Here is a 24424-nt window from a genome sequence, read left to right as displayed (position 1 = left end):
CCCAAACCAAGATCACCAAGTGCTTGCCCCACCTCCGCCTTTCAAACCCCAGGTCAACGCCGTGACCCGCCCGCCTTGGCCACCGCGCGCCCGCACCGGTTCTATCGCGGCGGGCGTGTCAGGTTGCCAACGTTAGGTCACATGTTCGAGGATGCCCCGGTGGAAGATCTCGCCGCATGGCACAACGGACGTACCGGCCCGGAGGCGATGGCGGTGACCGTGCGCCGCAACCCCGACGGAACCTGTGAAGTCGAAGTACGCACTCACAGTGCCCAGAGGCTCCAGGATCAGCTCACCGAGGCCAATGCCTTCGCTCTGGCCGCTGACATCCGCCGGGCCGCCCGTGGCCGCTGGCAACGCGCCGACGTGCCGGTCCGCACATGACCAGCGCTCAGCCCGCCGCAGCAAGCCGCGTCCGCTGGTCGACCCTCAGCCAGGTCGCGGCCATACACCCGCACGACCAGGCCGAAGCCGATGACCAGCGGCGCGTGATGGAATGGATCACTTCCGGCGTCGGGCTGTACCGGCTCGCCAAGCCCGCGACCCCGCCGATGCATCTGGTCTCCTACTTCCAGGTCATCGACCCGGACACCGGCTGTCTGCTGCTCGGCGAGCACCGCAAAGCGGGGCTCCTGCTGCCCAACGGCGGGCACGTCGAGCCGGGCGAGACCCCGTGGGAGGCGGTGGTCCGCGAGTGCGCGGAGGAACTACGGCTGACCGCCCGGGCGTCGTCGCGGCTCGGCACCAGCCCGGTGTTCGTCTCCGTGACCTCCACCGTCGGATCCGCGGCTGACCGGCATGTCGATGTGTCGTTGTGGCACGTCGTCCACGCCCGCCGCGCGGACGTCGACTACTTCGACGAGGCGGAGTTCACCCGGATGCGGTGGCTGTCCCCGGACGAGGTCCTGGCCACCCCGGTCGGGCAGTTGGACCCGTGCATGCACCGCTTCACCCACAAGATCACCGCCCCAGCCTGGGGTCCCTCGGCCGGCCTCAGCCAGGAGGGTGTTGCCGGTGGCTGTCTATGCGGGAGGATCCGGTTCACCGTCAGCGGCGAGCCCGACTACCCACACGTGTGCAGCTGCCGACACTGCCAGAAGCGGGCCGGCGGGCCGCTGCAGTCCTGGGTCAGCTTCCCGCTGGACGAGCTGCGCTGGACCGGCGAGGGCGGCGCGCCGACGTGGTACGACACCTTCCCGGACACGACCACCCGAGGATTCTGCGCCACCTGCGGCAGCCACCTGGCCGCCTACGACTACGGCGACACTCTCATCGGTATCAACCTCACCGCCCTGGACGACCAGCACGACCCCCGGCTCGTCCCGGTCAACCAGTCTTTCCGCGACGACGCGGTCGGATGGCTCCCGCAGGTCCCAGACACCCAGCACAGCACGAGCAGGTGACCTGGCCCGCATGCCAGCCCTGCACTCCCGGCGGCTTCAGTCCGCGAGGCCCCGCACCAGGGTGATCAGCACGTAGGACACGGGCAGGGCCGCGAAGCACAGGACCGCGCCCATCGCCTGGTGTCGTTCGCTGGTGGCGGTTCCGAGGCGGGGGCGGGAGGCGAAGGCGAGTGCGAGGTAGCCGGTGAACAGTGCCAAGGAGCTCATGCCCCAGGCGTCGACCCTCGGAAGCTGACTCCGGGCGCGGGCCCCGCAAACACCGACGAGCCAGCGTCCACGTCATCTGCGCCCCGCAACGTTTCACGCCCAGCCCAGTACTGGCATCGCGCTAGAGCGAGCGCTGCTGGCCCAATCTCACTACCCCTGACGGAGATACGAGCCGCAACGTACAGACTCCAACTCCGCCAGGCCGACGAACGCCCAAGCGTGAGCGCCATGCCTTTATCTGTCGATGTCAGCAAACCGGGTGCGTCTGATCTCGTCGGCCTCGGAGCCTTCAAGCCATCGTGTCACCGTCAATGTCCGGCCGTACCAGTCGACGGTGCCGGTGTTTAGTTCTTCCAGTGCATCCGTGTCGTCGGGGTCGGCCCTGTCGCTGAACGACCAGTTGCCATTCCCGTCGTCCAACATGAGCAGGAGGTCGACACCGGTAGTGGTGGTGCCGTCCGACCAGGGCAGCACCTCAACGTGCACGAGGAGATAGCCCGCCGCACCGTCACCGGAGACAACGGTGGCTATTCTTCCACCGAACCGAGCAGCTCCTTCTACCACCACGGTGCCCACTTCCGTGGCTTCCTGTGGCTCACGTGGTAGTTGTTGGTCATCTTGCCCTTCACGCCCGCGCGAGACTCGAAGTTGGATTGCCAGACATTCAACTTCTTCTTGTATTCAGACGAACGATGCTGCCGAAGCTTGTTCTTAGACACCGACCGCACGCCTCCCCAGTCCGTGCGCGCCTTTTTGGCCCCTCGTTTCACCCACATCTTACCGGCCAGCCATGACGTCGCCCGAGTTGCTCGCATCCCACCACTCATGCCTTGGGTCGCCCGTGCCGCCCGGACAATCATGACTGCTCTGGCAGCGTAAACGGCCGCCCCCGCGCCGACTGCGGAAAGCGCGATTCCGGCCGTCATGAGGGCCGCCATCTTCCAGTTCCCGGTGGCGGCGTAGGAGACCGCCGCCACTCCGGATGCGATCATGCCAATCGGTCCGGGGATGATCGCGGCGATCGAGGCGACGGCCGCGACCTTTCCGAGGATCTTCTTCCAGCCCCAGCGGCCATCGAGGTCCGTGCAGTTCACCGGGTCGGCATTGCAGTAGTCATACGCCGTCGCTGAACCGCCGGCCACGGGGTCGACCTGCAAGAACCGTCCGAGGGCAGGCTGGTACAGCCGCACACCCATGAGGACGACTCCGCCCTGCGCCTCGCTGGAACGCTGCTTGCCGCCGAGCCAGCCGTACCGCTGGCCGGCCTGCCCGGCTTTGGGAACCCCGAACTCGTCGAACTCGTGGAACTCCGGTGACGTCAACGCGGTGTCGATGGTCAACGCGACGTCGCCGTGCAGGTTCGACAGGGACAGTTTCACTTCCCCTGTCGCCGACGTGGTCGCCGCCAGATCGCCGTCCGGACCCGAGACGTTGCGGGTGACGGTTCCGAGGGCGGTGTCCTCGATGATCCAGCGGGCTTCGTCGGAGTCGTCGCCGTAGTGGTTGAGCTTCGACGACGCGTCGCTCCACGTGCCGCCCACGAGCTTTGCGGTGGTGAAGCCGCGGAACCGGTGTTTCGGGTCCAGGGTCCAGGCCTGCCTGGTGTCCGGGGTTTCCTGCCCGGCGACCAGGTCGTTGGCGTAGTAGGAGTTGTTCACTCCTCCGGGCAGGTTTGTGGTTCGCCCGAACGCGTCGTAGATGTATCCGGAGTCGGTGAGCCGGTCGGCGGAGTCGTAGGTATGTGACCCCTCCGAGTCTGCGGTGGAGGACTGACACGCCCCGCCCGCGCCGGCGCCGAACGACTTCTGGCCGGTCCGGTTGGTCCGGGTGTCGTAGCTGTAGGTCCGGGTCACACAAGCTCCGGCCGTATCCAGCTGCTTGACCGAGTTGAGCCGACCGACCTTGTCGTAACCGTAGGTCTTCGACCCGCCGGTGTAGGTGTGGGAGACCTTGTGGCCTTGGGAGTTGTCGACCACCGACTCGGAGTAGAGCACCGTGCCGTCGGAGTCGCGGGTGTAGGCCCGGGCCACCGGGGACAGCGAGGAGTCCAGGGTGTCCCTACGCGTGACCCCTCCCGGGTAGGTCATCGCGACGAGCTGCCCGTCCGGGGAGTACGAAGCGGTGAACGTGCCCGCCACGGAGTCCGTCACCGAGGTCAGGAAGCCGCGCGGCTCCTTTACCCGGTCATACGCGTAGGTGGATGAGCCGGTGTTGTCGGTGACCTTCGCCGGCTTGCCGAACCGGTCGAACTCGTTGCGGGTCACCCCGCCGTCAGCGTCGGTGTAGGTGATAAGCCGTCCCAGCAGGTCGTACTCCCGGGTGATCGTCGACCCGCCCATCATCGTCTTCGTCACGTGTCCGGATGCCGGGTCGTACTCGGTGGTCAGCACCGGGACCGCGGTCCCGACGGTGGAGGTGATCTCCACCCGGGTGATCCGGTCCGCCCCGTCGTAGGTCGTGGTCGTCCGGCGGGTCTGGCCGGCCGCCGACTCGCTGACCACGCTCGGGTCACCAAACCGTGAGTACGCCTCCACGAACTTGACCGGCAGGTTCGTCGACATCCGGGCGGCGTCGTGCCCGGTAACCGCGCCGGCGGCCCCGGTAACACAGGGCTGGCCCGACCACTCGGGTTTTCCTCCACAGCGGCTGTCGTCGGGATTAGCCCCGGCCGTGTAGTAGATCGACTTCGTGGCCCGGGCGTCTGTGCCCTCAGACCCGATGCCCCAGGAGCTCAGGGGGCGGGCTGAATCGTCGAACACGACGTAGCTGGGACCCGCGTCATTGGTCACCGAAGTGGCCTTCTTGAGCTTCCACCCCGAGGCGCCGCCCTTCTCCGCGCCGTAACCCTGTTGGGTGATCCGCACATCGGCGTCCGGGTAGCCGGGAACAATCGCGCCCTCCCGCTCGGTCGTGACGAGGTGATAGGTCAGCCCGTCCGGTTTGCTCTCGTCGTAGACGTTGGTCTCGCGACCACGGGCGATGACCTGGCTACCAGCTGGCAGTGCCGCCAGCTTTCCTGTCGGGTCGACCAGGTCGTTCTCCAGCACGATCCTCGCCGTCGGGCCCACCGTCTCGATCAGGTCCAGACCGTCAACGCTGTAGGTCTTCACCGTCGACAGCGCGTTGGCGCGGCTCGCCGTGTCCAGACCGTTGAGGTTGAGGTCGCCCAGGTACTGCTCCGCGTTCGGCAGGGTTCCCAGCGCCAGCTCGCGGTTGGTCGCCTCAAGGCTGCGCACGACGTTGCCGGAGAAGTCGTACTCCTGGGTGTCGATGTGCCCGCCCGGGGTGGCGGTGTTGATCTGCTGCCCAGAGGCGTTGAGGTAGGACACGTTCGCCGGGCCGTAGCCGTCCCTGCCGGGAACGGTCGCGGACGCGGTCGAGGTTCCGGGGCTGGTTTCCGGCCCGAAGACTGCAGTGGCGTCGGTGGGCAGGTCCTTCTGGCCCCACGTCCCGACAGCGTTCCAGTCCATGTCGTACGGGCCGCCGGCAGCCCGGGTCATCGGAACGTTGTACACCATCTGGGTGGCGTTCTCGCCGTCGAGCTGATCCTTCGTTCCGGCCTTCAACGCGCCGCGACGGAGCTTCTGGAGCTTGCCGTCCGCGTCGAAGTCGAACATGTTCGGCAGCTCCGCCGCGCCCGAGACCTTCGTGACCCGACCTGCGGCGTCGTAGTCGTAGACCGTCCTGAGCGGGCTGGCCAGGCGCGGATCCCATACCTGACGCATTCTGCCCTGGTCGTCGTAGGCGTAACGGGTCACCTCGACGGAGTTGACCGTGGCGGCGACCGGGTCCCAGTTCCACACCTTGACGCTGCGAACGTGATCCACGAAGTCGCCGGGCACCGTCGCGGTGGCGGTGGTCGTGGTGGCGTACTCGTACTCGAGGACCTCGCATCCCTTCGCCGGGACCGGGGCCGTGCAGTCACCCGTCCCCGGCTCCTGCGGGTTGATCACCCGCTTGACCAGGTTGCGACTGTCGGTCGTGTCATACAGGTACCGGGTGGTGGAGTTGGCGTTCGCGGTCCAGGTCGAGACGACCACGAACTTCGCACCCTGTCTGGTGAACGACACGGTGGTGCCGTCGAGTTCGGTGAGCCGGTACTCGGTGTCGGAGACTTTCGTGAGGGTCAGGTCCTCCGAGCCCGGCTCCGCGAAGAAGCCCCCGGCGGTGTTCTTCGCGAACGTCAGGTGTCCGCCCGCGGCACCGGTGACCTGTGCCACCTCCGCTTCGGGGAACTCCAGCCCCGTGAACTGGTGATCGGCTGTACCGTCGGTCACTCCGCCCTGCCACTGCGGGCCGAACGGCGCGATGACCTCACGGACTGACAGGTTGTCCCAGTAGACCTTCTTCCCGGAACCACCGGCCGCGCCGTTGTAGATGCGGAAGAACGCCTCTGTCGCACCGGCCGGGATGGCCAGGTCGACGGTGAGTTCCTGCCACGCGCCGGTCCACCCGGCTGGGATGGAGGCGACCTCGTGGTAGCCGGTCGCGTCCTTGTAGAAGCCGACGATCCGGTTACCTCGAGCCTGATGGGCCGGGTTCAGGCCGGTCTCGACTGGGACATAGATCCAGCCCGTGGCGCGGTAGCGTCTTGCGGCCTGCATGCCCAGATGGAGCGCGCCGTTGTTGCCCCCGACCGCGGCGAAGGTGTCACCGTTGGCCAGCGTCGGGACGATCTCCAGCGAGTCGGTGGATGACCCCTGCCCCCGCACGGTCGACCTCGTCAGTGTGCTGGTGCCGCCGTTGACGAATCCGGTGGCGTCCGTGGAGATCTGCTGCTGGTTGGCTGTGAGCCGCTCGCCCTGCTTGACCCAACCCGCCTGAGCGGACCGGGAGGACGCCGTTCGGGTCACCTTCAGCCCGAACTCGTCGGTGTCGGTGGAACCCAGGCTGTAGTCACCGGTGAGAAGGTTCACCGAGCCGGGTCCCACGGTGGTGCCGGCCGCGCCGTCACCGTTCGGGTCGACGTTGGCCGTGATCCACTGGGTGTCATACGAAGGGTCGGCGTCGCTGGCGGTGAACAATCGGGCCCGAACCTGTACGACCCCGCCAACGGTGCCGAGGGTGTCCACGGAGTTCCAGGAAGCGTTGGCACCGATGTCAGACAGCAACGCCGGGGCTGAAGTGAGTGGGCTGCCGTTGGCCTTGACCAGATGCGGCAACGGAATGTCGTAGACGGTTCCACCCGGGCCGCGCCGGTACTGGTAGGTCACCCTGGTGTAGGTAGAGTCGCCCGCGATGGCGAGCTTCGCGCGCTTCACGATGTTCGAGCCCGCCAACGGGGTCGTCAGTCCGGCCTTTCCGACGTTGAACTTGTAAACCGTGGTGTCGGACAGGTTGCCGGCCTTGTCCTTCGCCCGCACGGTCAGAGAACGCGATCCGTCCTCGGTCGGGGTGACCTGAACGGTGGTGGCCCCGCCCGCGGCGATCTCCTTGGGCGCGGTCTCGGTGTCCAGCTGATAGGTGTAGACAGCCGTGTCCGACGTCGGGCTGACGGGGGCATTGTAGGGCTGGACCTCGTAGATCCGGGCCGCCGCGTCAACGCCCTGCGTCGGCGTGATCACGATGACCTTGACGTATGTGGCCTGGACAGGTGCCGGCAGCCCGTGGTCGACCATCGACAGGGTGTTGCCGCGGACCTGGGTCGCCGTCGACCAGTTCGCCCCGTCCAGGGAGGTCTGGATGTCGTAGTCACGGGTGTTGAACCCAGCCTGCTCACCTCCGTCGCCGGCATGGCGGACCACTACGTTCGTGATGGTCCGCGTCGACGCCAACTGCAACTGCAGCCATTTCGACGGATCCGTCGAGCACCACTTCGAACCGTTTCCGGTGATGCCGTCGACGGCCTTGGCTGCGGATTCCGCCACCTGACACGCGGTGCTGCCGGTCGCCTGCGCGACGGGGACCACGCCGAGGCCATAGGTCTCCACCTCATAGACGCGGGAGACTGAGGTTGTGTCCTGAGCGGGGGTGACCACGACCAGTCTGACGTGGACGGCACGGGTGGGAGCCGGAAGCCGGTCGTTGGTGACCGAGGCGGTGTTGCCTCTGACCTGCAACGCCGTGGTCCAGGTGGTGCCGTCCACGGACGTCTGGATGTCGTAGTCCTTGGTGTTCGCCGTCACCGACTCCCCGCCGGCCCCCGCATGGCGGATCACCACGTTGGTGACCATCTGCTCGGAGGCCAACGTCACCTGCAGCCACTTCGAGGAGACGTTGGAGCACCACTTCGAGTTGTTGGCCGTGGTGCCGTCGACGGCCTTGTCGGCAGACTCCGATGCCTGGCACGGCGTGCTACCCGTCGCCTGGACCACCGGTGCGAGTGCTCCGGTGCCGGACGGCTTCAATGTGAACGTGCCGGCCTGGCCATAGCGGCCGTGGTTCCACTGCCCGTCGTTCGGGTAGTCCGTGGAGGCGACGAACGGGGCGCTGGGCTTTACGGTGTCCACGGTGAACTCGCAGAACTGCGACCAGGTGTTGGACGTGATGCCGTTCGCGCTCCACGTCTTACCGTCATCGGTAGCCGCCCGCCACGAATATGTGCCGCCCTCGGCGAGCAGGCCAGCAGGAATCCTCTGCTGCAGCACCGCGCCCTGGTCGGCGAACGCCGTCTCGAACTGGGTGATCATTGCCCCGTTGGTGGTCCACAGCTGGATCCACGCCTTGAGCCTGTCCCCGTCGTCATTGCTACCGGTCACATTCAGCGTCGGCGTCGTCGTGTTGATCCCCGGCCGGGAGGCTCCACTGACGCAGGAGGTGGTCGGGCTCGTCGACAGGGCCGTCACCTTCGGCCGGGCGTTGAAGGTGATATCCAGGCTGATGTTCGGGTCGAACTTCTTCCAATACGTGTTGTCGGCTTCGCTGCCGGCGGCCATGCCGAAAGAGATCGTGGTCCCGCCGCTGTCCTGGGTGTCCTGTAACGCGGACGTGACATCCCAGTCCACGGTGCCCGCCGGACACGACGACGCGCCACCGATACCACCGGGTGACCAGCCGTGTGACTCGTTCTTGTCCCCGATGCCGTAGGTGTTGGCGGGCGGCTTCGACCAACTCTCCTGCCCTGTGAGCCACGGCGTCCTGTACAACGACACCCGCTTCGGGTCACAGTTGAACGACCACACCTCATACGCCTTGAAATGCGCGGAGCTGATCTGGCGGTAGGTGCCCACGCCGCTGCCGCCAAGGTCGATGTTCCAGAACGACCGGCGCTTGTTCGCCCCGCCATTCCACGTACCCGTCTGGGCGTAGTCATTCGGGCTGAAGTTCATCCGAGTGTCGGTCGAGTCGAGCAGAAACCAGCCGTGCTTGCCCAGGGTCCAGGACGGGTCAATCGTCACCGGGAACGTGGTGCTGGGATCCGCCAGCATCGCGGCGTCCGGAACGACCTCGACTCCACCGGAGACAGCCTTCGTCACCATCACGGCACGCTTGCCCGCCGGCGTCGCGGGTTCCGCGCCCGCCGCGCTGCGTGCCTTCGGCGCGGCCTGTGTCCGGGACTCCTGGCTACGCAGAAGCTCGGCGTCCCACATCTCCGCCGCCGAAGAGGTGAATACAGCCTCTCCCTTGACGTTGACGAACTCCACCGGCCTGCCGGACAGCTGCCGAGCGGTCACACCCTTCGTGGTGGTCGCGAACCGCAGCGTCTTCAGATTCGGGTTCTGCGCGGCCGAACGGTCCTTGACGATCAGAACTTCGGAGAACCCGTCCACGCTCGCCGTGACCTTCAGGTCGATCCCGGGCAGGACGTCCGCGTAGGTGGCGGTCGCCCCGGCGATCTGCGGCGTCGGCAGCGTCCCCACCGGCGAGCCGAGAGCCAACTCCTGCCCGTCGACCACAGCGCGCAGCAACGGCGCGTCACCGCCACCGGAGAACTTCAGGTCCATCGGTACCGCCGCCGGCGCCACCGACCCGTCAGCACCGAAGCGCAGGGTCGGATCCACTGGTACCCAGTCACTCCCACGACGCACCCGCACCGGACGGGAACGGTGACTTAGTGTAATCGTACTGTCGGGGTTCGCGTACGTTTCGTCGGTTTCCGACGTCAGCCCAGATACCTTGATCTTCTTCTTGCACAGCTTCGCGGCCAACACCGCCGACGCCTCGTCCGGACGGTCATCCGGACACACCGCCGGCGGCTTCGGTGCCGCCAGCGCCGGGCGCGCTAAAACCACTGGCTCTGTCAACGTCGCTACCAGCGCCAAGGTCAGGAACATCAAGAAGGTGGACCGCCACCGCATCCGACGACCCGTGGCAGCAACACCACGACACAACTCAGACCACGACACTGTTATAGCTCCCCGTTTTACGACTGGCGACGTCACCAGCCATAAGACGGCAACCGGCAGAGAATACGGACCGTAGCGGAGCGGCTGTCAAACCTCCGAAGGCGCACGGAAAGCACTAACGCCGATCGACTAACAACATGCCCAAAATGTCTACCGAAATGGACGACGGCAGAGTGCGCGGTTCCCCGCTCACGCGCCGGCCCGACTATCCACCCACCGACAACAACGACTCCGGGACCGCCCGCCGCGCGCCTGCTAGATCTCCACGCCCCAAGCCAAGATCATCCCAGTCGATGATCAACATCGAAAACGGACCCTAGTCGAGCCGTGCTGTGACCGGTACTTCGCGGCGGGCCCGGTGGTGCGGGATCGACTCCTCCGAAGGTCACCACGACTACGCGATCATCGACACCACCGTTGCCGTGCTGGCCCGCGGCCAGGTCGTCACCTCGATGCGGGTCACGTGCGGCCACCAGCACGCCTCTCGCTGCCAGCTTTCAGCCGGGCGACCTGGTGCCCGTGGCCGCCATCCACGCCCCGGGCGCGCACCAGTACGCCGGCAGGCGACCACTGGACGTCGACGCGGTGCGCGTCGTCCTGGAGGAAGCCGCAGCCGAGCAGACTCGCCGCCTCCGCGCCGTCGCCGCCTGGACAAAGGGCCAGCTGATGGCGAACCGCCGACTCGGCAAGTTTGTGGTTAGGGGGTGTGGCGCTCTGGTAGTCGTGCTGGCCTGCCCCGGTTGGGTGTGAGCGGAGGTCGACCTCGTTGGCAAAGTGGGCAAAGTGCGCGTCCGGTGGTGGGGCGGATGAGTGCGCCGGCGGGGGTTCCGTGGACGCATTCGGGAGCTCTGCGGCGTTGGACTTCGAAGGCTGCTGCACTGTCGTCGTCGCCGTGCAGGACCGTGTGGTGTCGGCGTAGGTCGCTGTCGGGGATGGCGCGCAGGTAGGCGGTGAGTGAGCGGGTGATCCGGTTCTCGTCGCAGATCTTGGTGATGATCGCAGCGGCCTGGATCTCGTCGGCTCCGGTTGCCTCGGCGACGCGACGGACGTCGGCAGGGCGGACGGTCGCTGATGGTGACGAGATGGATGGTTGTTCTTCTAATGGTGGAGTTCCGAGGTCGGTACTACCGACACCCTTGCTGGCGGGCTGATTGTGACTACGGTGGTTCCGTGGCGGAACCAGTGGTGTGACTACCGTGGTCACAGTCTGTGGAACTACCGTGGTGCCACTTTCGGGCCTGGTGTCGGCTGCGGGAATGGTCAGGCGGTAGACCGTCGGACGGCGGTGCGCCCGGTGCACCACAACGAGCCAGCCGCCTGCCTCCAGGTCATCGAGGATCTTCTTGACATTGCTACGCCTGCGGATCCCGGCACCGGCCTGCAACCGGTCGTAGGTGAGCCACGCGAGATCCGCCGATGCCGACTTGTCGCCATCCGCGTCGCGTGCGTGACGGGCGTAGGTCTCCGCGACCGCCTTATGATCTGCCGCCAGAACCTCCGAGTCCCACACCGCGTCCCGAAACCGGTCACGAAACCAACGAGGCGCGCTCACCGGACCCACAAGCCCGAGCACACGATGGGCGAGGCACCGCAGACCCGGCCGCCAAGGAGCATCTCATTCTCGGTACGCCACAAGGCGTCGATATTCTCTACACATTTCACGACGCTGATCAACGCTCCACTTCGCCAAAAGGTCAAGTCACGACCCAAGCAGACGAGCGGCCTTCGATCAGCGGGACGCTGCGGGAGCCGGCGCGGCTAACATTCCCACAGTCAGAGGTCACACTGCGAAAGCAGCGTCCACAACCCTTCCCCGCACCGTTGGTGTGTTCGGCGTGCCGCTCGGCTACCGGACGTTCCTTGCGGGGCGTACGCGATGTCGACTGCACTGCGCAGTTCGCGTCAGGCGGGCGGCCAGTAGGCGAGATCATGGTGCGGGTGGGGGCCAGCGTTGGCGGCGATCTCCGAGCCGTGGCCGCTTGAAAGGTCGTGCAGGGCGTACGGGCGGCGTTTGCCAGGTCGGTACCAGACTCGGCCGGCTGAGTTCGTGTCGGCGGCGGCCACGGCGACTTCTCCGTTCCACATTCCGGCGAGCATGCCGCGGACCTGATCGCGGCGTGCGACGTCACGTGTCCACAGCAGGACCAGGTAACGAATGCCCATGGCCGCGAGGTTCCGATGGGCGGCGAGCTGTCGGAGTAGTTGACGATCGTCGTCACCGGCGTCGACGTGCAGGAAGAATCCGACTACCCGCCCGTGTGCCTGCCATACGCCGTGTCCGTCGGGGCGGATCCCGTAGGGCTCGAAGGTGGCTGAGGTGCGCTGTCGGGACCACCAGCGCAGCAACCGGGTGTCCGGGTGGGTACGGATGTGTTGGATGAGACCGGTGAAAAACCAGTTCACCGCCAGCGTCGCGCCGAGCTGCGGTTCGCTCACAGATGGCCAGAGCCTCCCGGCCGCTCCTTCTCTCAGCACAGTTCGCCCGTGCGTGCTGGCGACCTCGTGTGAGCGCAAGCGGTGGCCCAGCGAGGCGATCGCGTACAGGTACTGCGCCCCTGAGCTTCCCTGGCCCGTCGCCGGTTCACGCGACACCACTCCTAGGTGGTGCAGGATGGCGAGTCGGCGTTGGGCCTTGCGCGATGAGGTGAACAGGGCAGCGGTGATCTCGCGGGTCGTCAGGACCTTGTGTCGGTGAAGGAGATCGACGACGGCGAGGTCGCGAGCGGTGAGACGCCGCAGCACATGGGGAGGCACTTCGCTGATCGTGGATTCGGGCAATGTTGCGATGTCCTGCATCGTGGGGGCTCCCGGGACAGGGCTGCGGCCATTCGGCCAGCGGTCGGTTCTTGACGGAGGCCGGGACTTCGAGCGGTGCGCGGTCGTCACGGATCCTCGTGGTAGCGGCCGGGGTTGGTCGCGCTGTTGGGGCCGTGGGCGCTGGGCAGCTCGTGTAACGCCAGCACCGAGGTGGTTCCGGCGAGGTGCCAGATCCTGGTCGCCGGGTCGTGTCCGTGCGCGGCGACAGCGACGGGTACGCCCACTCCCCTGCGCAGCGAGGCGAGGAGGTTGTCTCGGCGGGCGTCGCTGGGCACCCACAGGAGGACCGGGTAATGCGGGCCCCTGTGAAGGAGCCGTCGGTAGGGGGCGAATTTGGAAAGGATCCGACGGTGTGACTCAGTTCCGTTGTCATGCTCGAGCCAGAACCCGACCGTACGCCCCTGTGCGGTCCAGATCCCGTGGGCATCGGGCCGGATTCCCGTCGCCGAGTGCACGCTGGTGGCGTGATGCTCAGACCACCAGCGTTCCAAATGGGTCCCTCGATGGGTGTGGGTGTGGCTGATCAGGTCGATGAAGAACTGGTTCACGCCGACCGCGTGCCGCAGCTTCTGGCTAGACACGAGGCGCGTGACACGTTCGGCGTGGCTACGTGGAAAAGGGCGCCGTGGATAGTCGAGCTCATACGGCGAGGAGCGCAACCGCGCGCCGATCGGTCCCAGGGAGTACAGGAACTGTCCGTTGCCGCCGCGAGGTCGCGACCAGGTGTGTCGGGAGAGCACATTGGTGCGGTGCAGGATCGTCAGCCGCTGCTGGGCGGAGCGGACGGTGTCGAAGAACGTGGCGGCGATCTGCCCGGTGGATAGGAGGTGGTGTTCTGCGAGGCAGTCGAGAATTTGCAGATCGCGGCCCGTTACGCGACGCAGGACGTCAAGGGGTTGAGGCTTGGACGGTGGGGGTGGAACGCGACTCATGCGATCCCTCCCTTACTGGTGGCCAGGGCACGCAGGACTGTTCGCTGCATGGCCGCGATGTCTGCCGCGCGGTCGTCCGGGCGCAGGCACACGGGCCCATCGGGGTCGGCGTCGGTGGCCAGGAGAATGTCGGCCGCGCCGTTGTGCGTCGGGCGGAAGGCCAGGGTCCAGTCGGGGCCGGTGACGACTACGACGAGCACGGCGCCGCGGAAGGTTCGCCCGACCCGGATGGCGCCTGGCCGGTTAGCTGTTCGCCGGGCCTCGAGCAGGATGCGGTCGAGGTCGCTGAGGTGTGTGGTGTCGGCGGCCTTGGCCCAGTCGTGGGCCCGCACGTCGTGGCCGGTCGCGGAGCGGTCGACGACGAGGCGGGCGAAGTCGGCGACCCGGGCGTGCTGCTGGCGGATTCGGACGGGGGTAGGTGTGGGTTCGGTGGTCATGACAGAACTCCGGGATGAGGTTTGGGGAAGGCAGACGGTGGGCTGTCGGCGTTGAGGTCGTCGAGCCAGCGCAGGAGTGGCCGCAGGTGGCGGTCCGGGCCGTAGGCGAGCAGGGTGCCGTCGGCGGAGTGGCAGCCGATGGCCTGGGCGTGCGCGAGTCGGCGGCGACTGTTGACCCGGCCCATGTGCACCAGCAGGCCGCGCTCGGGCGGCGAGGTCGGCGGCGGCCGGACCGAGTTTCCAGTCCGTGGAGCGTGCTGGCGGCGTCGCCGACCACGTCAGGTGCCGTGGCCCAGGCACACAACTGGAGGCTCGTGCGGGCCGACATGTGTCGCAGCCAGGCCAGATAGCGCTCGTCGCCCGGGTACTTGCCGGCGAAGATCGCGTTGTCGGCACACCACTCGACGCCGAGGGCGGGGCTGCCGCCGCCGGCGGGGGTGCAGATCATCCCCAGCCGGCCGTCGGCCATGACCGCGCGGACTTTAGGCCCGCTGGCGGTGGCGTAGTACCGCACGGGCGACCACGACTGCGGTGACCACCGCGAGGGTGGCGGTGGTCTTGGCCAGCATCTGACCGGGTAGCGCTGGCCACACAGCGAGCCCGGCGAGGGTGAGGAACAATGCGGTGTCGACAAGCGCTCCGAGGGCGCCGGAGGCCAGCACGGCTTTGGCCCAGCCGCGTCGGCGCAGCGGACGGTAGACCGTCCAGTCCGCCAGCTCGGAGACAGTGAACGCTGCCGCGGAGGCGAGTACGAGCTGCGGGTCGGCGGCCAGTGCCGAGATGACCGCGCCGGCGGCCACGCAGGCGAGGATCGCGCGGCGGCCGGCCAGGTCGTCGACCCAGTCGCGTAGCAGCAGCACCAGGCCGGCGGCCCAGGTCCCGGCTGTGCACCTCAGGCCGAAGCCGGCGGGCACGAGCCCGAACCGGGTGGTCAGCATGTTCGTGGCGACGGCGGAGGCGATGAACAGGGCGACCGCCACCATGGCGAGCCGTCGGCACGGCGGGCGAGGTGGGGCTATGTAGTCGCCGTCTCGCCCGGCGAAGTCCGTGGACAGGTCGCGCGGGGGCAGGTGTGGAAGGAGTTCTGGAGTCACATCGGAGTCCTTGAAGTGTGATGAACGGAAGGCGGTGCTTCGCCAGCCCGCGTTGGCGGGCGGCGGAACGGCGGTGTGAGGAAAGGCCGGTCAGGCCAGGTGTGCAGACAGGCGGCTCAGTGCCTGCTGGTGGTGAACCGGTCGGTCACTGATGGGGGAATCGAGTTGGCCTTGGCCCACACGATCGCGTTGCGCAGGTATCAGCCGGCGTCCTGCGATTCCAGCGCCGCCCGCCACGGCACCCGAGACGTTCCTTGGCCTCCAGCGCCCGGCCCGAGCTGGTGGCACCGGCCGGCCGTCGGGACGCGGCGTGGCAGTCGTCGAGGTTCAACCAGACCTTGCCGTCGTCGGCGAGCGCGCGGCGGACTGCGAACATGACAACGAGCACTCGAGGCGGCCCTCCAGGGATGACTCAAGGGGCCAAGGTGCCGGTCAACCCCGGAACGCTCCGCACCCCGGCAGATCTGCCTGGCGGTGGGGTCCGGGGGCGCCGAGTGTGGGCAGTTGGGGTTGCCGCCGGTCCACGCTCCGGTGCCGCAGTCCCGGAGGCCGAAGTACGGCGGGCTGGCGAACACGCAGTACACCGCCCCTCCGCCACTGCGGCGGTGACTTCGGTGGCGTCGCCCAGGTACCGCTCTACCGGTCCCGTGCGGTGGTGTAGCCACTCCTTTTGGTCGGCCGCCTACTGGCGGTTACGGCCGTGACCGTCTGTGTCGGCACAGCAGGGCGCGCAGCGCAGCGACCGCCTGCTGGGGGACGACACCGTTGCCGAGGATCCGTAGCGCCACGGTGCGTGGCAGGTCCAGGCGGGTGACCCAGCCGGCCGGCAAGCCCATGAGCCACTCGACGAGCGGCGGGGCGAGGACGGGTTTGCCGTGGGTGCCGGGCTGGGTCGGTTCGGGGGCGGGGCGGCCCATGAGCTGTGCCCAGCGTGCGACGGCCGGGGCGTAGGCGCCCCAGCGTGCGAGGCCGCCGACGGCGAGGTTCTCCTCGGCGTGCCGGGTAGGGCCTGGTCGGATGCGCACGGCCGCCGACGGCAGGGTCAGATCTCCCGAGGAGCCGCGCTGCCCGGGGCATCCTTTCGTTCCGTCCGTTGCCCGAGGGGTCGGCAGAAGGTCTCCGACCAAAACGTGGAGGCTCGCCCGGATCGCTGCTCCGGGTGAGGGTGACTGGTTGGTGCCGAAAGCGACCGCCGCCGGGGTCGGCAGTAAGGCGAATGGGAGCACGAACTGCGAAAGTGGCGGGCGGAAGCCGGGCCCGGCGGCGTGTCCGGCGGCGCCGGTGTCGCTGGCCCGCGGGGTCGGCAGCAGCGCAGATACGAGAACGTGTTCGAGGTTTCCTCCTCGCGGGTTGTGGTCGGCGCCCTTGCCGTCACGGGCACGGGGCGTCGGCAGCAGGTCGCCTTCGAGGACGTTGGGCAGGGTCCGTTGGTGGCCCGGGCCTTTGCCGTCGCGTGCGCACGGCGTCGGCAGCGTCACCAGCGCGTCGCCCGGGCCGGGTGGCGAGCAGGAACATCCGGTCGCGGCGGTGGGCGGCGCCGAGGTCGGATGCTCGTAGGCTGAGCCAGCTCGTGTCGTACCCGAGCGCGGCCAGGTCGGCGAGGACGACGTCGAGGCCCCTGCGGCGCAGGGCGGCGACGTTTTCCACGAAGACGAGCGGCGGTCGAAGGACGCGAACGCCGTCGGCGATGACGCTCCACAGGCTGGAGTTGGGCCCGGTGATGCCGGCGCGTCGTCCGGCATTGGAGATGTCCTGGCACGGGAACCCCGCCGTGACGACGTCGACCTTCTCGAGCCGGGTCCAGTCGAGGGCCCGGATGTCGCCGTGGTTGACGACGCCGGGCCAGTGCTCAGCCATGACCCGGCTGGCGGCGGGATAGGTCTCGGCGTACCAGGCGAGCCGGCCGCCGAGGACGACTTCGACAGCGAGGTCGAGCCCGCCGAAGCCCGAACAAAGCGACCCGATGCGGGGTCCCGGCGCGGGAGTGTGGCCACCGCTCACGCCACCCCCTCACCGGCGGGCGCGCCTGAGGCGCAGGCGAATGGTCCGCACCCGCCGAGGTAGGGCTGCTTCTTCTTCGGGCGCAGGACCACCTCGTCGAGCGGTACGCGCTGGGAGTGCAGGAAGAACTGCCCTCGCAGCGGGTGTCCGTTGGCGTTGGCCCGCGCCGACCCGTTGCGGATCGCGTGGTCGAACTCCACCGCCTGCCGCCACTCATCCGGCGAGTTGACCTTGAGGTCGGACCAGAACGCATCGTCGTGGAACGGGCACCCGATACAACTGGATCTTGGGGTGTTCGGTAGCCCGTTCTTCTCGAGGTAGGCGACGCAGTCCTCCCGTCGCCAGCCCAGGTCCAGCAGGGGGAAGCTGTTGACCATGTAGCGGACGTCGGAATCGCGCGCCCTGCCGACCTCGTCAAGACTGATCCCGACCTGCATGACGGCGTGCACGCCGGCGGGCACCCGGGCCGGGTGGACGTAGCCGAGCCTGCTGCGGACCTCCTGCTTGATGCAGCTGATCTTGTACTGGCTGGTGCACTGACGCCTGGCCATTCCTCGCTGGCCCTGCGGCCCGAGCGTGAACAAGGGCATGGACGCGAACCGCGACTCAGGGTCGAGGGCGTCGCGGCGGATGTCTCCGGCGGAGACCACGACCAGTTCGATGCCGGCCCGTTCGGCGACGCGGCGGAGCCGGTGGAGGTGTTCGTACACCGCCGCCGGCTCCCACTTCGTGTCCGCCATGACGGCCAGATCCGGACGCGGGATGCGACCGGCCGCGGCGAGCAGGAGCAGCGTCGAGCTCTGCACGCCGGCGCCCAGACTCAACACCCGGATCGCAGGCTCTCCCCGCGGCACGGTCACAGGCTGGTCCCGGCGTTCGGCGGTGGCCGGAGCCTGCCGGTCACGCGTTCGCCGTCGGTGCCACGTCGCCACCGTCGTCCGCCCTTGCGTGCGGCGAACTCCACGAGGACGACCAGGCCGTCGCCCGGAAGGTCGTGCTCGTCGCCGTCAACGACGAACCGGCGGTAACCGAGCTGGCGGGCCCGGTCCCACACGGCGACCAGCAGCAGCGTCCGGGCCCGAAGGCTCGCCTCGCCGATGACGCTGGCCTGCAGGGTGACGCCGTCGTCGAACTCCGGGTCGGCCGGGGCGCCGCACGCGGCGACCGCGAGCAGTTCACGGTCGATGCCGCACACGCCCAGGTGGAACCGTCGGCTGGCCAGCCGGGCCGGGACCCGGTCGCAGGTGGCGGCGAAGTCACGCAGCTGGCGGTGCGTCACCCGCACGATCCGTCGCGAGGTGGTGGCCGTCATCGGGTCACCTCGTAGCCGGTCGTGTCGTCGAGCGGCTTGACCAGGCAGAGGACGTCCTCGTGCACGATCAGGTGCAGCGGGATTCCGGCGGCCCGTGCCTTGCGCACGGACTGGAGTTGGAAGAAGCTCGGTCGGGCGATGATCTGGCCGTCGCGGACGCCGCCGAGGAGGGTCACGCACCGTTCGAGCGGTGTGAGCCCGGCGTCGATGCCGGCGGCGAACACCGCGCTCGGGAGGTCGACCAGCAGGCCGCGTTTGCGGAACGGCCGTGCGGTGACGACGACGATCCCGCCGGGCTTGAGGAGCACCCGGCAGCCGCGCAGAATGTGGGTGAACTTGTCGATCAGCTCGCCCTGGCTGGCATGCGCCAGGTTGCCGCGGTCGGCGTCGCGTTCGCCGTAGGTGTGCACGGACTTGGTGATGCCGTCCTTGCCGGGCTGGACGTGTCCGTGCACGGTCGGCCCGTACGGCGGCGAGGTCACCACCAGCGAGACCTGCCGGTGCAGATGCCGGGGCACGATGCTGGTGAGTTGGGTGCCGTCGCCGCGCGCCACCATGCCCCGGCCCGCAGCACCGGACTGCTGGGTGTGGCGGATGTTGAGGTCGGCGATGGCGGCCCACTGCGCCTCGTACTCCACGCCGATGGCGTCGCGGCCGAGGTGCATGGCCTCCACGAGGGTGGTGCCGATGCCACACATCGGGTCGAGCACGATGTCGCCCGGCGAGGTGTAGGCGCTGATCGCGTGGGCGGCGATGTCGGGGAGCATCCGTGCCGGGTGGGCGACGGACTCAGGCACGTAGCGGCCCTTGCGCTGCGCGGGGCCGGTGCGCTGGGCGGTCGCCCACACCGACAGCAGAGCCCGCTCGTCGTAGCCTTCGGTCGTGGTCGGGTCAGACATGGTCGTCTCCGACGCGCGTGAAGACGAACAGGTCGGCGTGCACGGAGGCGTGCACCGGCTGCAACGGCGGGCCGTCCGGGTCGCTGTCCGGCGGCACCGGGCCGGGCGGCGGGTCGTCGGTGACGTAGACGAACTCGTCGCCGACCACGGGCGCGGAGACGGCGACGATGTGCTGGAGGTAGCCGAGGCGGGCGCCGCTGGCGGCGGCGACGACCGGCGTGAAGTCCTCCGGCACCGGGACCGCGCCGGGGGCGGTCGCTGCGATCAGCACCAGGCAGCCGCCCGGTCGCAGGAGCTTGCTCGCCGAGGCGAGCAGCCATGCCCGGCGCAGCTCACCGGCGACGGGGTCGGCGGCCAGCGGCCAGGCCGCGACCATCAGCGCGGCGCGACCGGTGCCGACGACGCTGCTCTCGGCGGAGGCGAGGGTGTCGGCATCGACGTCCTCGGCCGCGCCGGTCATCGCCGTGGCGTGCGGGGAGATGGACAGGTAGGTGGTGTCAGTGAACCGGGCTGGGTGGTGTGCCCGGCCGCCGGTGGACGCCGGCGCCGCCAGGACGACGCCGTCGGTGAGGTCGATGACCTGATCGCCCGGAGCCGAGTACGCCTCGACGAGCCGGGCTGCCAGGTGCGCCGGGATGTGCGAGCCGGCGGGGTCCGTGTGGGTGCGCGGGGTGCGCCAGACCGTGAGCGGGACCTGTGGGACACCGGGCACGACGTCGAGCAGGTCAGAGCTGGTGGGTGGTGTGCCGGCGGGATGGGGTGCGTTCATGGTGTGTCGGCTCCTGCCGCACGCCGTGATGCGCTGACACCTACCAATCGGCGTTTGGAAGAGCTGACGAACAGCCCCGGGCGCGCCCGTCTCTTTCACGCTCTTTCACGCCGTCTCTGCCAGACGCCGCCCCGATGTGGAAGAGGCCGACGAACGGCCCCGCCTTCTTTCAGGCTCTTCCACGCAAGTACCCGGCGACCTCTTCCAAGCAGGTGGGCACCGTGGAAGAGCGACTGATTTTTATGCATATACGGCTTTCGTGAATCCGTGGAAGAGCCTGCAAGAGGCCGTGAGAGCCGCCGTGCGCCGCTTTCCCGCTCTAAATCGGGTGACAGGGGCCGGCAAGGATGATCGAGGCTCTGCGCGTCGCTAGCCGCAAAAGGCCAGGTCAGGGCACCGCACGGCATGGGGGGTGGCCGCCAGGGTGGCTAGCCCGTGGAACACGGAGCACCCAGCGGAGACTGTGTGAAACAGGCTCTGAACTGCGGTGTTAGAGCCGTGGCAGAGGTGGGTGCGCCACTAATGGCCTACACCCTGCCCAACAAAGGGACCATCAGGAGTCCGCCATGACCGCCAACGCCGCCCCGCTCATCCCCCAGTCCTCGACCCTGGCCGCCGTCGACCAGACGTGGGATCTCCTGACCCGCGAGCCAGCCCCGCCGCTGGCGCTGGACTGCGACGCTCTCGCCGTTCGCCTGCGTCTGCCCGCCGGAACCCTGCCGGCGGGTGTCCGGTCGATGCGGGAGCTGCGCGACTGGATGCTCAAGCATCCGAGCGCGCTGCTGGCCCGCGACGTCATCTGGCGGGAGACCGCGACGAGGGCGCGGGCCGGTGAGACCGGTTGGGTCATCGCCGCCGTGGGCCTGGCCATGCCCGCGCTCGTGCGGTGTGCCGGCAGCCTCAGCGCCGGGTACCGGGGCGACCCTGCCGACATCGACTCCGAGATCGTCGTCGGGTTCCTCGCCGCGTTACGCGGCAGGGACCTGGACCTGTCCCGACCTGCGGTGTACGCGAAGCTGTGCTGGGCGGGATGGCGCGCCGCCCGCGCGCTGCGTCTGACCAACGACGCGGAGGTGCCGCGGCCGGACATGGACACCATGCCCGGCTCCCGGCCGCCGGAGGTCCCGTGGCGACACGTCGACCTGCTCGTGCATCGCGCCAGCGAGCTGGGGCTCATCGCGGTCGGGGACGCCGAGTCGTGGATCGACGTGCGCCTGGGAGGCAAGAGCACCTACCTGATCGCCGAGGCCCGTGGTCTCAGCGTCGACGTGCTGCGCATGCGGCTGACCCGCGCGGACCGGCGCATCGCCCAAGCTCTCGCCGACGGCGAGCTCACCGGCTACGCCTCCCCCGACGCCGCCCGCCACCTCGCCAGTAGGGCCAGCTCGGCCCATGCGGCACAGCCGCCGGCCGCCCCGCAGCTGGCGATGGCGGCCTGACCCTACGATCCTGTCCCCCGGCCCCGGCGGGCCCGATGCCTCACGGCATCGGCCGCCGGGGCCGTCTTGTGCTTCCACAACTCGGAGGTCGGAGCGGCACGCGTGCCTGGGGCGCCTCGCCCAGGCTGACTGCTGCCGCGACGGTGCTCTTCCACGCCCGGCCTGCGCGTGGAAGAGGTGGTGGTGGAAGAGCGTGAAAGAGGCTGTGAGACCCCAACCTGTTCGTCAGCTCTTACAAACGTCGATTGGTAGGTGTGAGACAACCGCGAAGGCCTCAGGCTGCGGTGGTCGCACCCGCCGCAGGGACAGCCGTGACGTTGCCGGGTCCCCGGATGTAGCGCACGCGATGCGCTGACACCCCATCGCACACCACCTGAACGGGAGGACCGGCTCTTCATCCGGGTCCTCGGTGCTGCGCGTCTGCGTCCCTGCGGCGGTCCTCACCCACTCGCACCTGCCCCGCCCGTCGCGGGGCGAGAGGACCTCCCATGTCTCCCAACTCGCGTTCCCCTCTGCGCCGCGCCGTCACAGGGGCGGTTGTGCTGTTCGCCGTTGCGGCTGTTGTGGCCGTCCCGGCGGTGGCGTCCGCCGATCCCGGCGGCGCCATTCTCGCCGCACCCAAGGACCTGCCCGGGGTGATCTCGAGCATCCAGGGCTGGATGCTCGGCATTCTCGGCGCCATCGTCACCCTCTACCTCGTCTACGGCGGGTTCCTGTGGGCCACCGCCGGAGGCGACCCGTCCCAGGTCGAACGGGCCAAGGGCGCGTTCCGCAACGCGCTCGTCGGGTTCGCCTGCGCGATCCTCGCGCCGGTGTTCCTGGAGATCGTCAAAGGCTTCGTGGGGGGCTGATGGCGATGGGCTGGCTCATGAACGGCATCCTCGACTGGCTCGCCCAGATGGTCCTCGGCGCCTTCGACGGGCTGATCTCCCTGATCACCGGGAGTCTTCTGGTCAGCCCGGACGTCACCACCCTGCCGCAGGTCATCGGCCTGTCGGGGAAGTCGGTGTGGATCGTCGACACCGTCTTCGTGCTCGCGTTCGTCGCCGCCGGAGTGCTCACCACGGTCTCCGGCGGCAACGAACGCTCCCGCTACCAGGTCAAAGACCTCGCCCCGCGCATGGTCGTCGGGTTCGTCGCCGCGCACTTCTCCCAGGTGCTGCTGGCCCAGGCGATCACGTTCACCAACGCGCTGACGGCGGCGTTCGCCCAGCAGCCGCTGAACACCAGCGCGACGGCGGCGATGCGGTCGCACATCTCCGCCGCCAGCCGCGACCCCGCCACCGCGTTTTTGGCGGTCATCATCGGCGGCGTCATCGTCATGCTTCTCGCGACCACCGCCTTCCAGATGATCACGCGATTCGCGGGACTACTCGGCCTCGCGATCATCGCCCCCGTGGCGCTTGCGTGTCATGCCCTGCCGGCGACGGACACGCTGGCCAGATTGTGGTGGCGCGCGACCGCCGGCTGTCTGATCATCCCCACCCTGCAGGCCGTCACGCTCACAGTCGGGCAGTGGATGCTCCAGGACCCCCGCAACGTTCTGGCCGCCTACGGCCTGCCGGGCGGCGACCTGGTCGTGCTGTTCGTGACCATGGTCGTCCTGTGGACCACCGTGCGCGTCCCGGGACTCGTCCGTAAATTCGTCGGCCAGCCGGCAGGCGGCGGGTCCAATCCCCTCATCGCCGTACTCAAGATCGCGACCGTCGACCAGGTCACCCGACTCGTGCCCGGCTCCTCCAAAGTCCTCAAGGCGGTGCGGCCATGACCGGCGACGACACCCCGGTGCGGGCCAAGATGCCCGCCGACATCGACGCCCCCGACAAGATCCTCTACGGCCTGACGTTCCGGCAGATGGCGATCCTGGCCGTGGCCTGCACCGTCCTCTACGCCGGCTGGCGAGCCCTGCACAGCATCGTGCCGATGCCAGCACTGCTCGCGGCGGCGGTGATCATCGGCGGGGCGACGTTCGGGCTCGCCGTCGGCCGCCGCGACGGACTACCGCTCGATGTGTGGCTGCTCGGCAGCTTCCGCCACTCCCGCGCGCCCCGAGGCCTGGCCCCCGCAGGGGCCGCGAACACCACCGGCGTCCCGGACTGGGTGGACGTCGGCGACACCAAGATCACCCTGCCGGCGCCATTGCGGTTGCCGGCCGAGGCGATCGACGACCACGGCCAGATCCACCTCGGCGGCACTGGCGCCGCGATCGTCGCCGCGACCAGCCTGAACCTGGGGCTACGTAGCCAAGGCGAACAGCACGCCGCCGTCGACGCCTTCGGCAGGTGGCTCAACTCCCTCAACGCCCCGGTGCAGATCACCGTCTCGGCGCAGCCGGTGGACCTGGCCAGCCACGCCGCCACCCTCGCCGACCACGCCGAGGACCTGCCCCATCCGGCGCTGGCCGCGGCATGCGCCGACCACGCGGAGTTCCTCGCCGACCTGGCCGCACATCGCGACCCGCTGCGCCGGCAGGTCCTCATCACCTGCCGCACCCTCACCGGCGACACCGGCGAGCACGCCGCCCGACGACGCGCCGACGACACAGCCCGCGCCCTCGGCGCGCTCGGCGTCAGCACCCGGGTCCTCGACGGCGCCGGCGCCACCGCGGCCCTGGCCGCTGCGGCCGACCCGTACCGGCAGCCACGCCACGGTGGGCTGGCCGCGCCCGGGCAGACCATCACCACCAACACTTCAGGAAAGGCCAACCCGTCATGAACGCCACCGCACGCACCCACGCCCGTGTCGATTGCGACGACCTGATGTCGCGCCGTCCCGGCGGACGGCACCCCGCATGCCGCGACGAGACCCTCGACGGGGAGACCTGCACCC

20 protein-coding genes are annotated in these 24424 nt (G+C 68.8%); 6 read left to right on the top strand and 14 right to left on the bottom strand.

From position 1 onward, the window contains the following. The first annotated feature begins 141 nt into the window (after nt 1-141). Both PT931_RS20365 and PT931_RS20360 read left to right on the top strand, forming a co-directional pair. Nucleotides 142-384 (top strand): hypothetical protein, encoded by a 243-nt coding sequence (locus PT931_RS20365; RefSeq protein WP_456247331.1) that lies wholly within the window; start codon nt 142-144, stop codon nt 382-384. 107 nt (nt 385-491) lie between these two features. Further along, nucleotides 492-1403 (top strand): GFA family protein, encoded by a 912-nt coding sequence (locus PT931_RS20360; protein WP_456247330.1) that lies wholly within the window; start codon nt 492-494, stop codon nt 1401-1403. 36 nt (nt 1404-1439) lie between these two features. Here the strand turns inward: PT931_RS20360 and PT931_RS20355 are convergent, their stop codons facing one another. The 14 genes from PT931_RS20355 to PT931_RS20290 form a co-directional block, all read right to left on the bottom strand. Further along, nucleotides 1440-1610, bottom strand: a complete 171-nt coding sequence (locus PT931_RS20355; protein WP_456247329.1) for a hypothetical protein — start codon at nt 1608-1610, stop codon at nt 1440-1442. 234 nt (nt 1611-1844) lie between these two features. After that, nucleotides 1845-2186, bottom strand: a complete 342-nt coding sequence (locus PT931_RS20350; protein ID WP_456247328.1) for a hypothetical protein — start codon at nt 2184-2186, stop codon at nt 1845-1847. Beyond that, nucleotides 2168-9823, bottom strand: coding sequence for a discoidin domain-containing protein (locus PT931_RS20345; RefSeq protein WP_456247327.1), 7656 nt, complete (start codon nt 9821-9823; stop codon nt 2168-2170). Before PT931_RS20345 ends, PT931_RS20350 begins: the two co-directional genes overlap by 19 nt. A 1974-nt stretch (nt 9824-11797) precedes the next feature. Then, nucleotides 11798-12691 (bottom strand): replication-relaxation family protein, encoded by an 894-nt coding sequence (locus PT931_RS20340; RefSeq protein WP_456247326.1) that lies wholly within the window; start codon nt 12689-12691, stop codon nt 11798-11800. 86 nt (nt 12692-12777) lie between these two features. Then, entirely contained in the window at nt 12778-13644 is an 867-nt protein-coding gene (locus PT931_RS20335) for a replication-relaxation family protein (RefSeq protein WP_456247325.1), read from the bottom strand. Further along, nucleotides 13641-14081, bottom strand: a complete 441-nt coding sequence (locus tag PT931_RS20330; protein ID WP_456247324.1) for a hypothetical protein — start codon at nt 14079-14081, stop codon at nt 13641-13643. Before PT931_RS20330 ends, PT931_RS20335 begins: the two co-directional genes overlap by 4 nt. Continuing rightward, the gene (locus PT931_RS20325) at nt 14078-14266 is read right to left on the bottom strand and encodes a hypothetical protein (RefSeq protein ID WP_456247323.1); all 189 of its coding nucleotides are present in this window, start codon (nt 14264-14266) and stop codon (nt 14078-14080) included. Before PT931_RS20325 ends, PT931_RS20330 begins: the two co-directional genes overlap by 4 nt. 297 nt (nt 14267-14563) lie before the next feature. After that, nucleotides 14564-15175 (bottom strand): VUT family protein, encoded by a 612-nt coding sequence (locus tag PT931_RS20320; RefSeq protein WP_456247322.1) that lies wholly within the window; start codon nt 15173-15175, stop codon nt 14564-14566. A gap of 692 nt (nt 15176-15867) precedes the next feature. Beyond that, nucleotides 15868-16200, bottom strand: coding sequence for a hypothetical protein (locus PT931_RS20315; RefSeq protein WP_456247321.1), 333 nt, complete (start codon nt 16198-16200; stop codon nt 15868-15870). Between the two features lie 346 nt (nt 16201-16546). After that, nucleotides 16547-17176 (bottom strand): DNA cytosine methyltransferase, encoded by a 630-nt coding sequence (locus PT931_RS20310; protein WP_456247320.1) that lies wholly within the window; start codon nt 17174-17176, stop codon nt 16547-16549. Beyond that, nucleotides 17173-18036, bottom strand: a complete 864-nt coding sequence (locus PT931_RS20305) for a hypothetical protein (protein WP_456247319.1) — start codon at nt 18034-18036, stop codon at nt 17173-17175. The genes PT931_RS20310 and PT931_RS20305 overlap by 4 nt, the downstream gene beginning before the upstream one ends. Next, a complete protein-coding gene (locus tag PT931_RS20300; protein ID WP_456247318.1) occupies nt 18033-18488 on the bottom strand; it encodes a hypothetical protein in 456 nt (151 codons plus the stop codon). The genes PT931_RS20305 and PT931_RS20300 overlap by 4 nt, the downstream gene beginning before the upstream one ends. After that, complete coding sequence (locus tag PT931_RS20295) at nt 18485-19387, bottom strand: TRM11 family SAM-dependent methyltransferase (RefSeq protein WP_456247317.1); 903 nt, start codon at nt 19385-19387, stop codon at nt 18485-18487. Before PT931_RS20295 ends, PT931_RS20300 begins: the two co-directional genes overlap by 4 nt. After that, nucleotides 19380-20156 carry a hypothetical protein gene (locus PT931_RS20290; protein WP_456247316.1) on the bottom strand — a complete coding sequence of 259 codons (777 nt, stop codon included), beginning with the start codon at nt 20154-20156 and terminating at the stop codon, nt 19380-19382. The genes PT931_RS20295 and PT931_RS20290 overlap by 8 nt, the downstream gene beginning before the upstream one ends. 566 nt (nt 20157-20722) lie before the next feature. Between PT931_RS20290 and PT931_RS20285 the strand changes: the two genes are divergently transcribed. The 4 genes from PT931_RS20285 to PT931_RS20270 all read left to right on the top strand — a co-directional run bounded on the left by PT931_RS20285 (nt 20723) and on the right by PT931_RS20270 (nt 24310). Then, entirely contained in the window at nt 20723-21595 is an 873-nt protein-coding gene (locus tag PT931_RS20285; protein ID WP_456247315.1) for a hypothetical protein, read from the top strand. Nucleotides 21596-22134: 539 nt separating this feature from the next. Next, nucleotides 22135-22446, top strand: a complete 312-nt coding sequence (locus PT931_RS20280) for a pilin (RefSeq protein WP_456247314.1) — start codon at nt 22135-22137, stop codon at nt 22444-22446. 5 nt (nt 22447-22451) lie between these two features. Further along, nucleotides 22452-23363: a hypothetical protein gene (locus tag PT931_RS20275; RefSeq protein ID WP_456247313.1), complete on the top strand. Its 912-nt coding sequence runs from the start codon at nt 22452-22454 to the stop codon at nt 23361-23363. Continuing rightward, the gene (locus tag PT931_RS20270; RefSeq protein WP_456247312.1) at nt 23360-24310 is read left to right on the top strand and encodes a PrgI family protein; all 951 of its coding nucleotides are present in this window, start codon (nt 23360-23362) and stop codon (nt 24308-24310) included. The genes PT931_RS20275 and PT931_RS20270 overlap by 4 nt, the downstream gene beginning before the upstream one ends. Nucleotides 24311-24424: the final 114 nt, after the last annotated feature.

It is taken from the genome of Longispora urticae (genome assembly GCF_053902585.1).
Note: the sequence above shows the minus strand (reverse complement) of the source record. Positions and strands in the feature narration are given on the sequence as shown.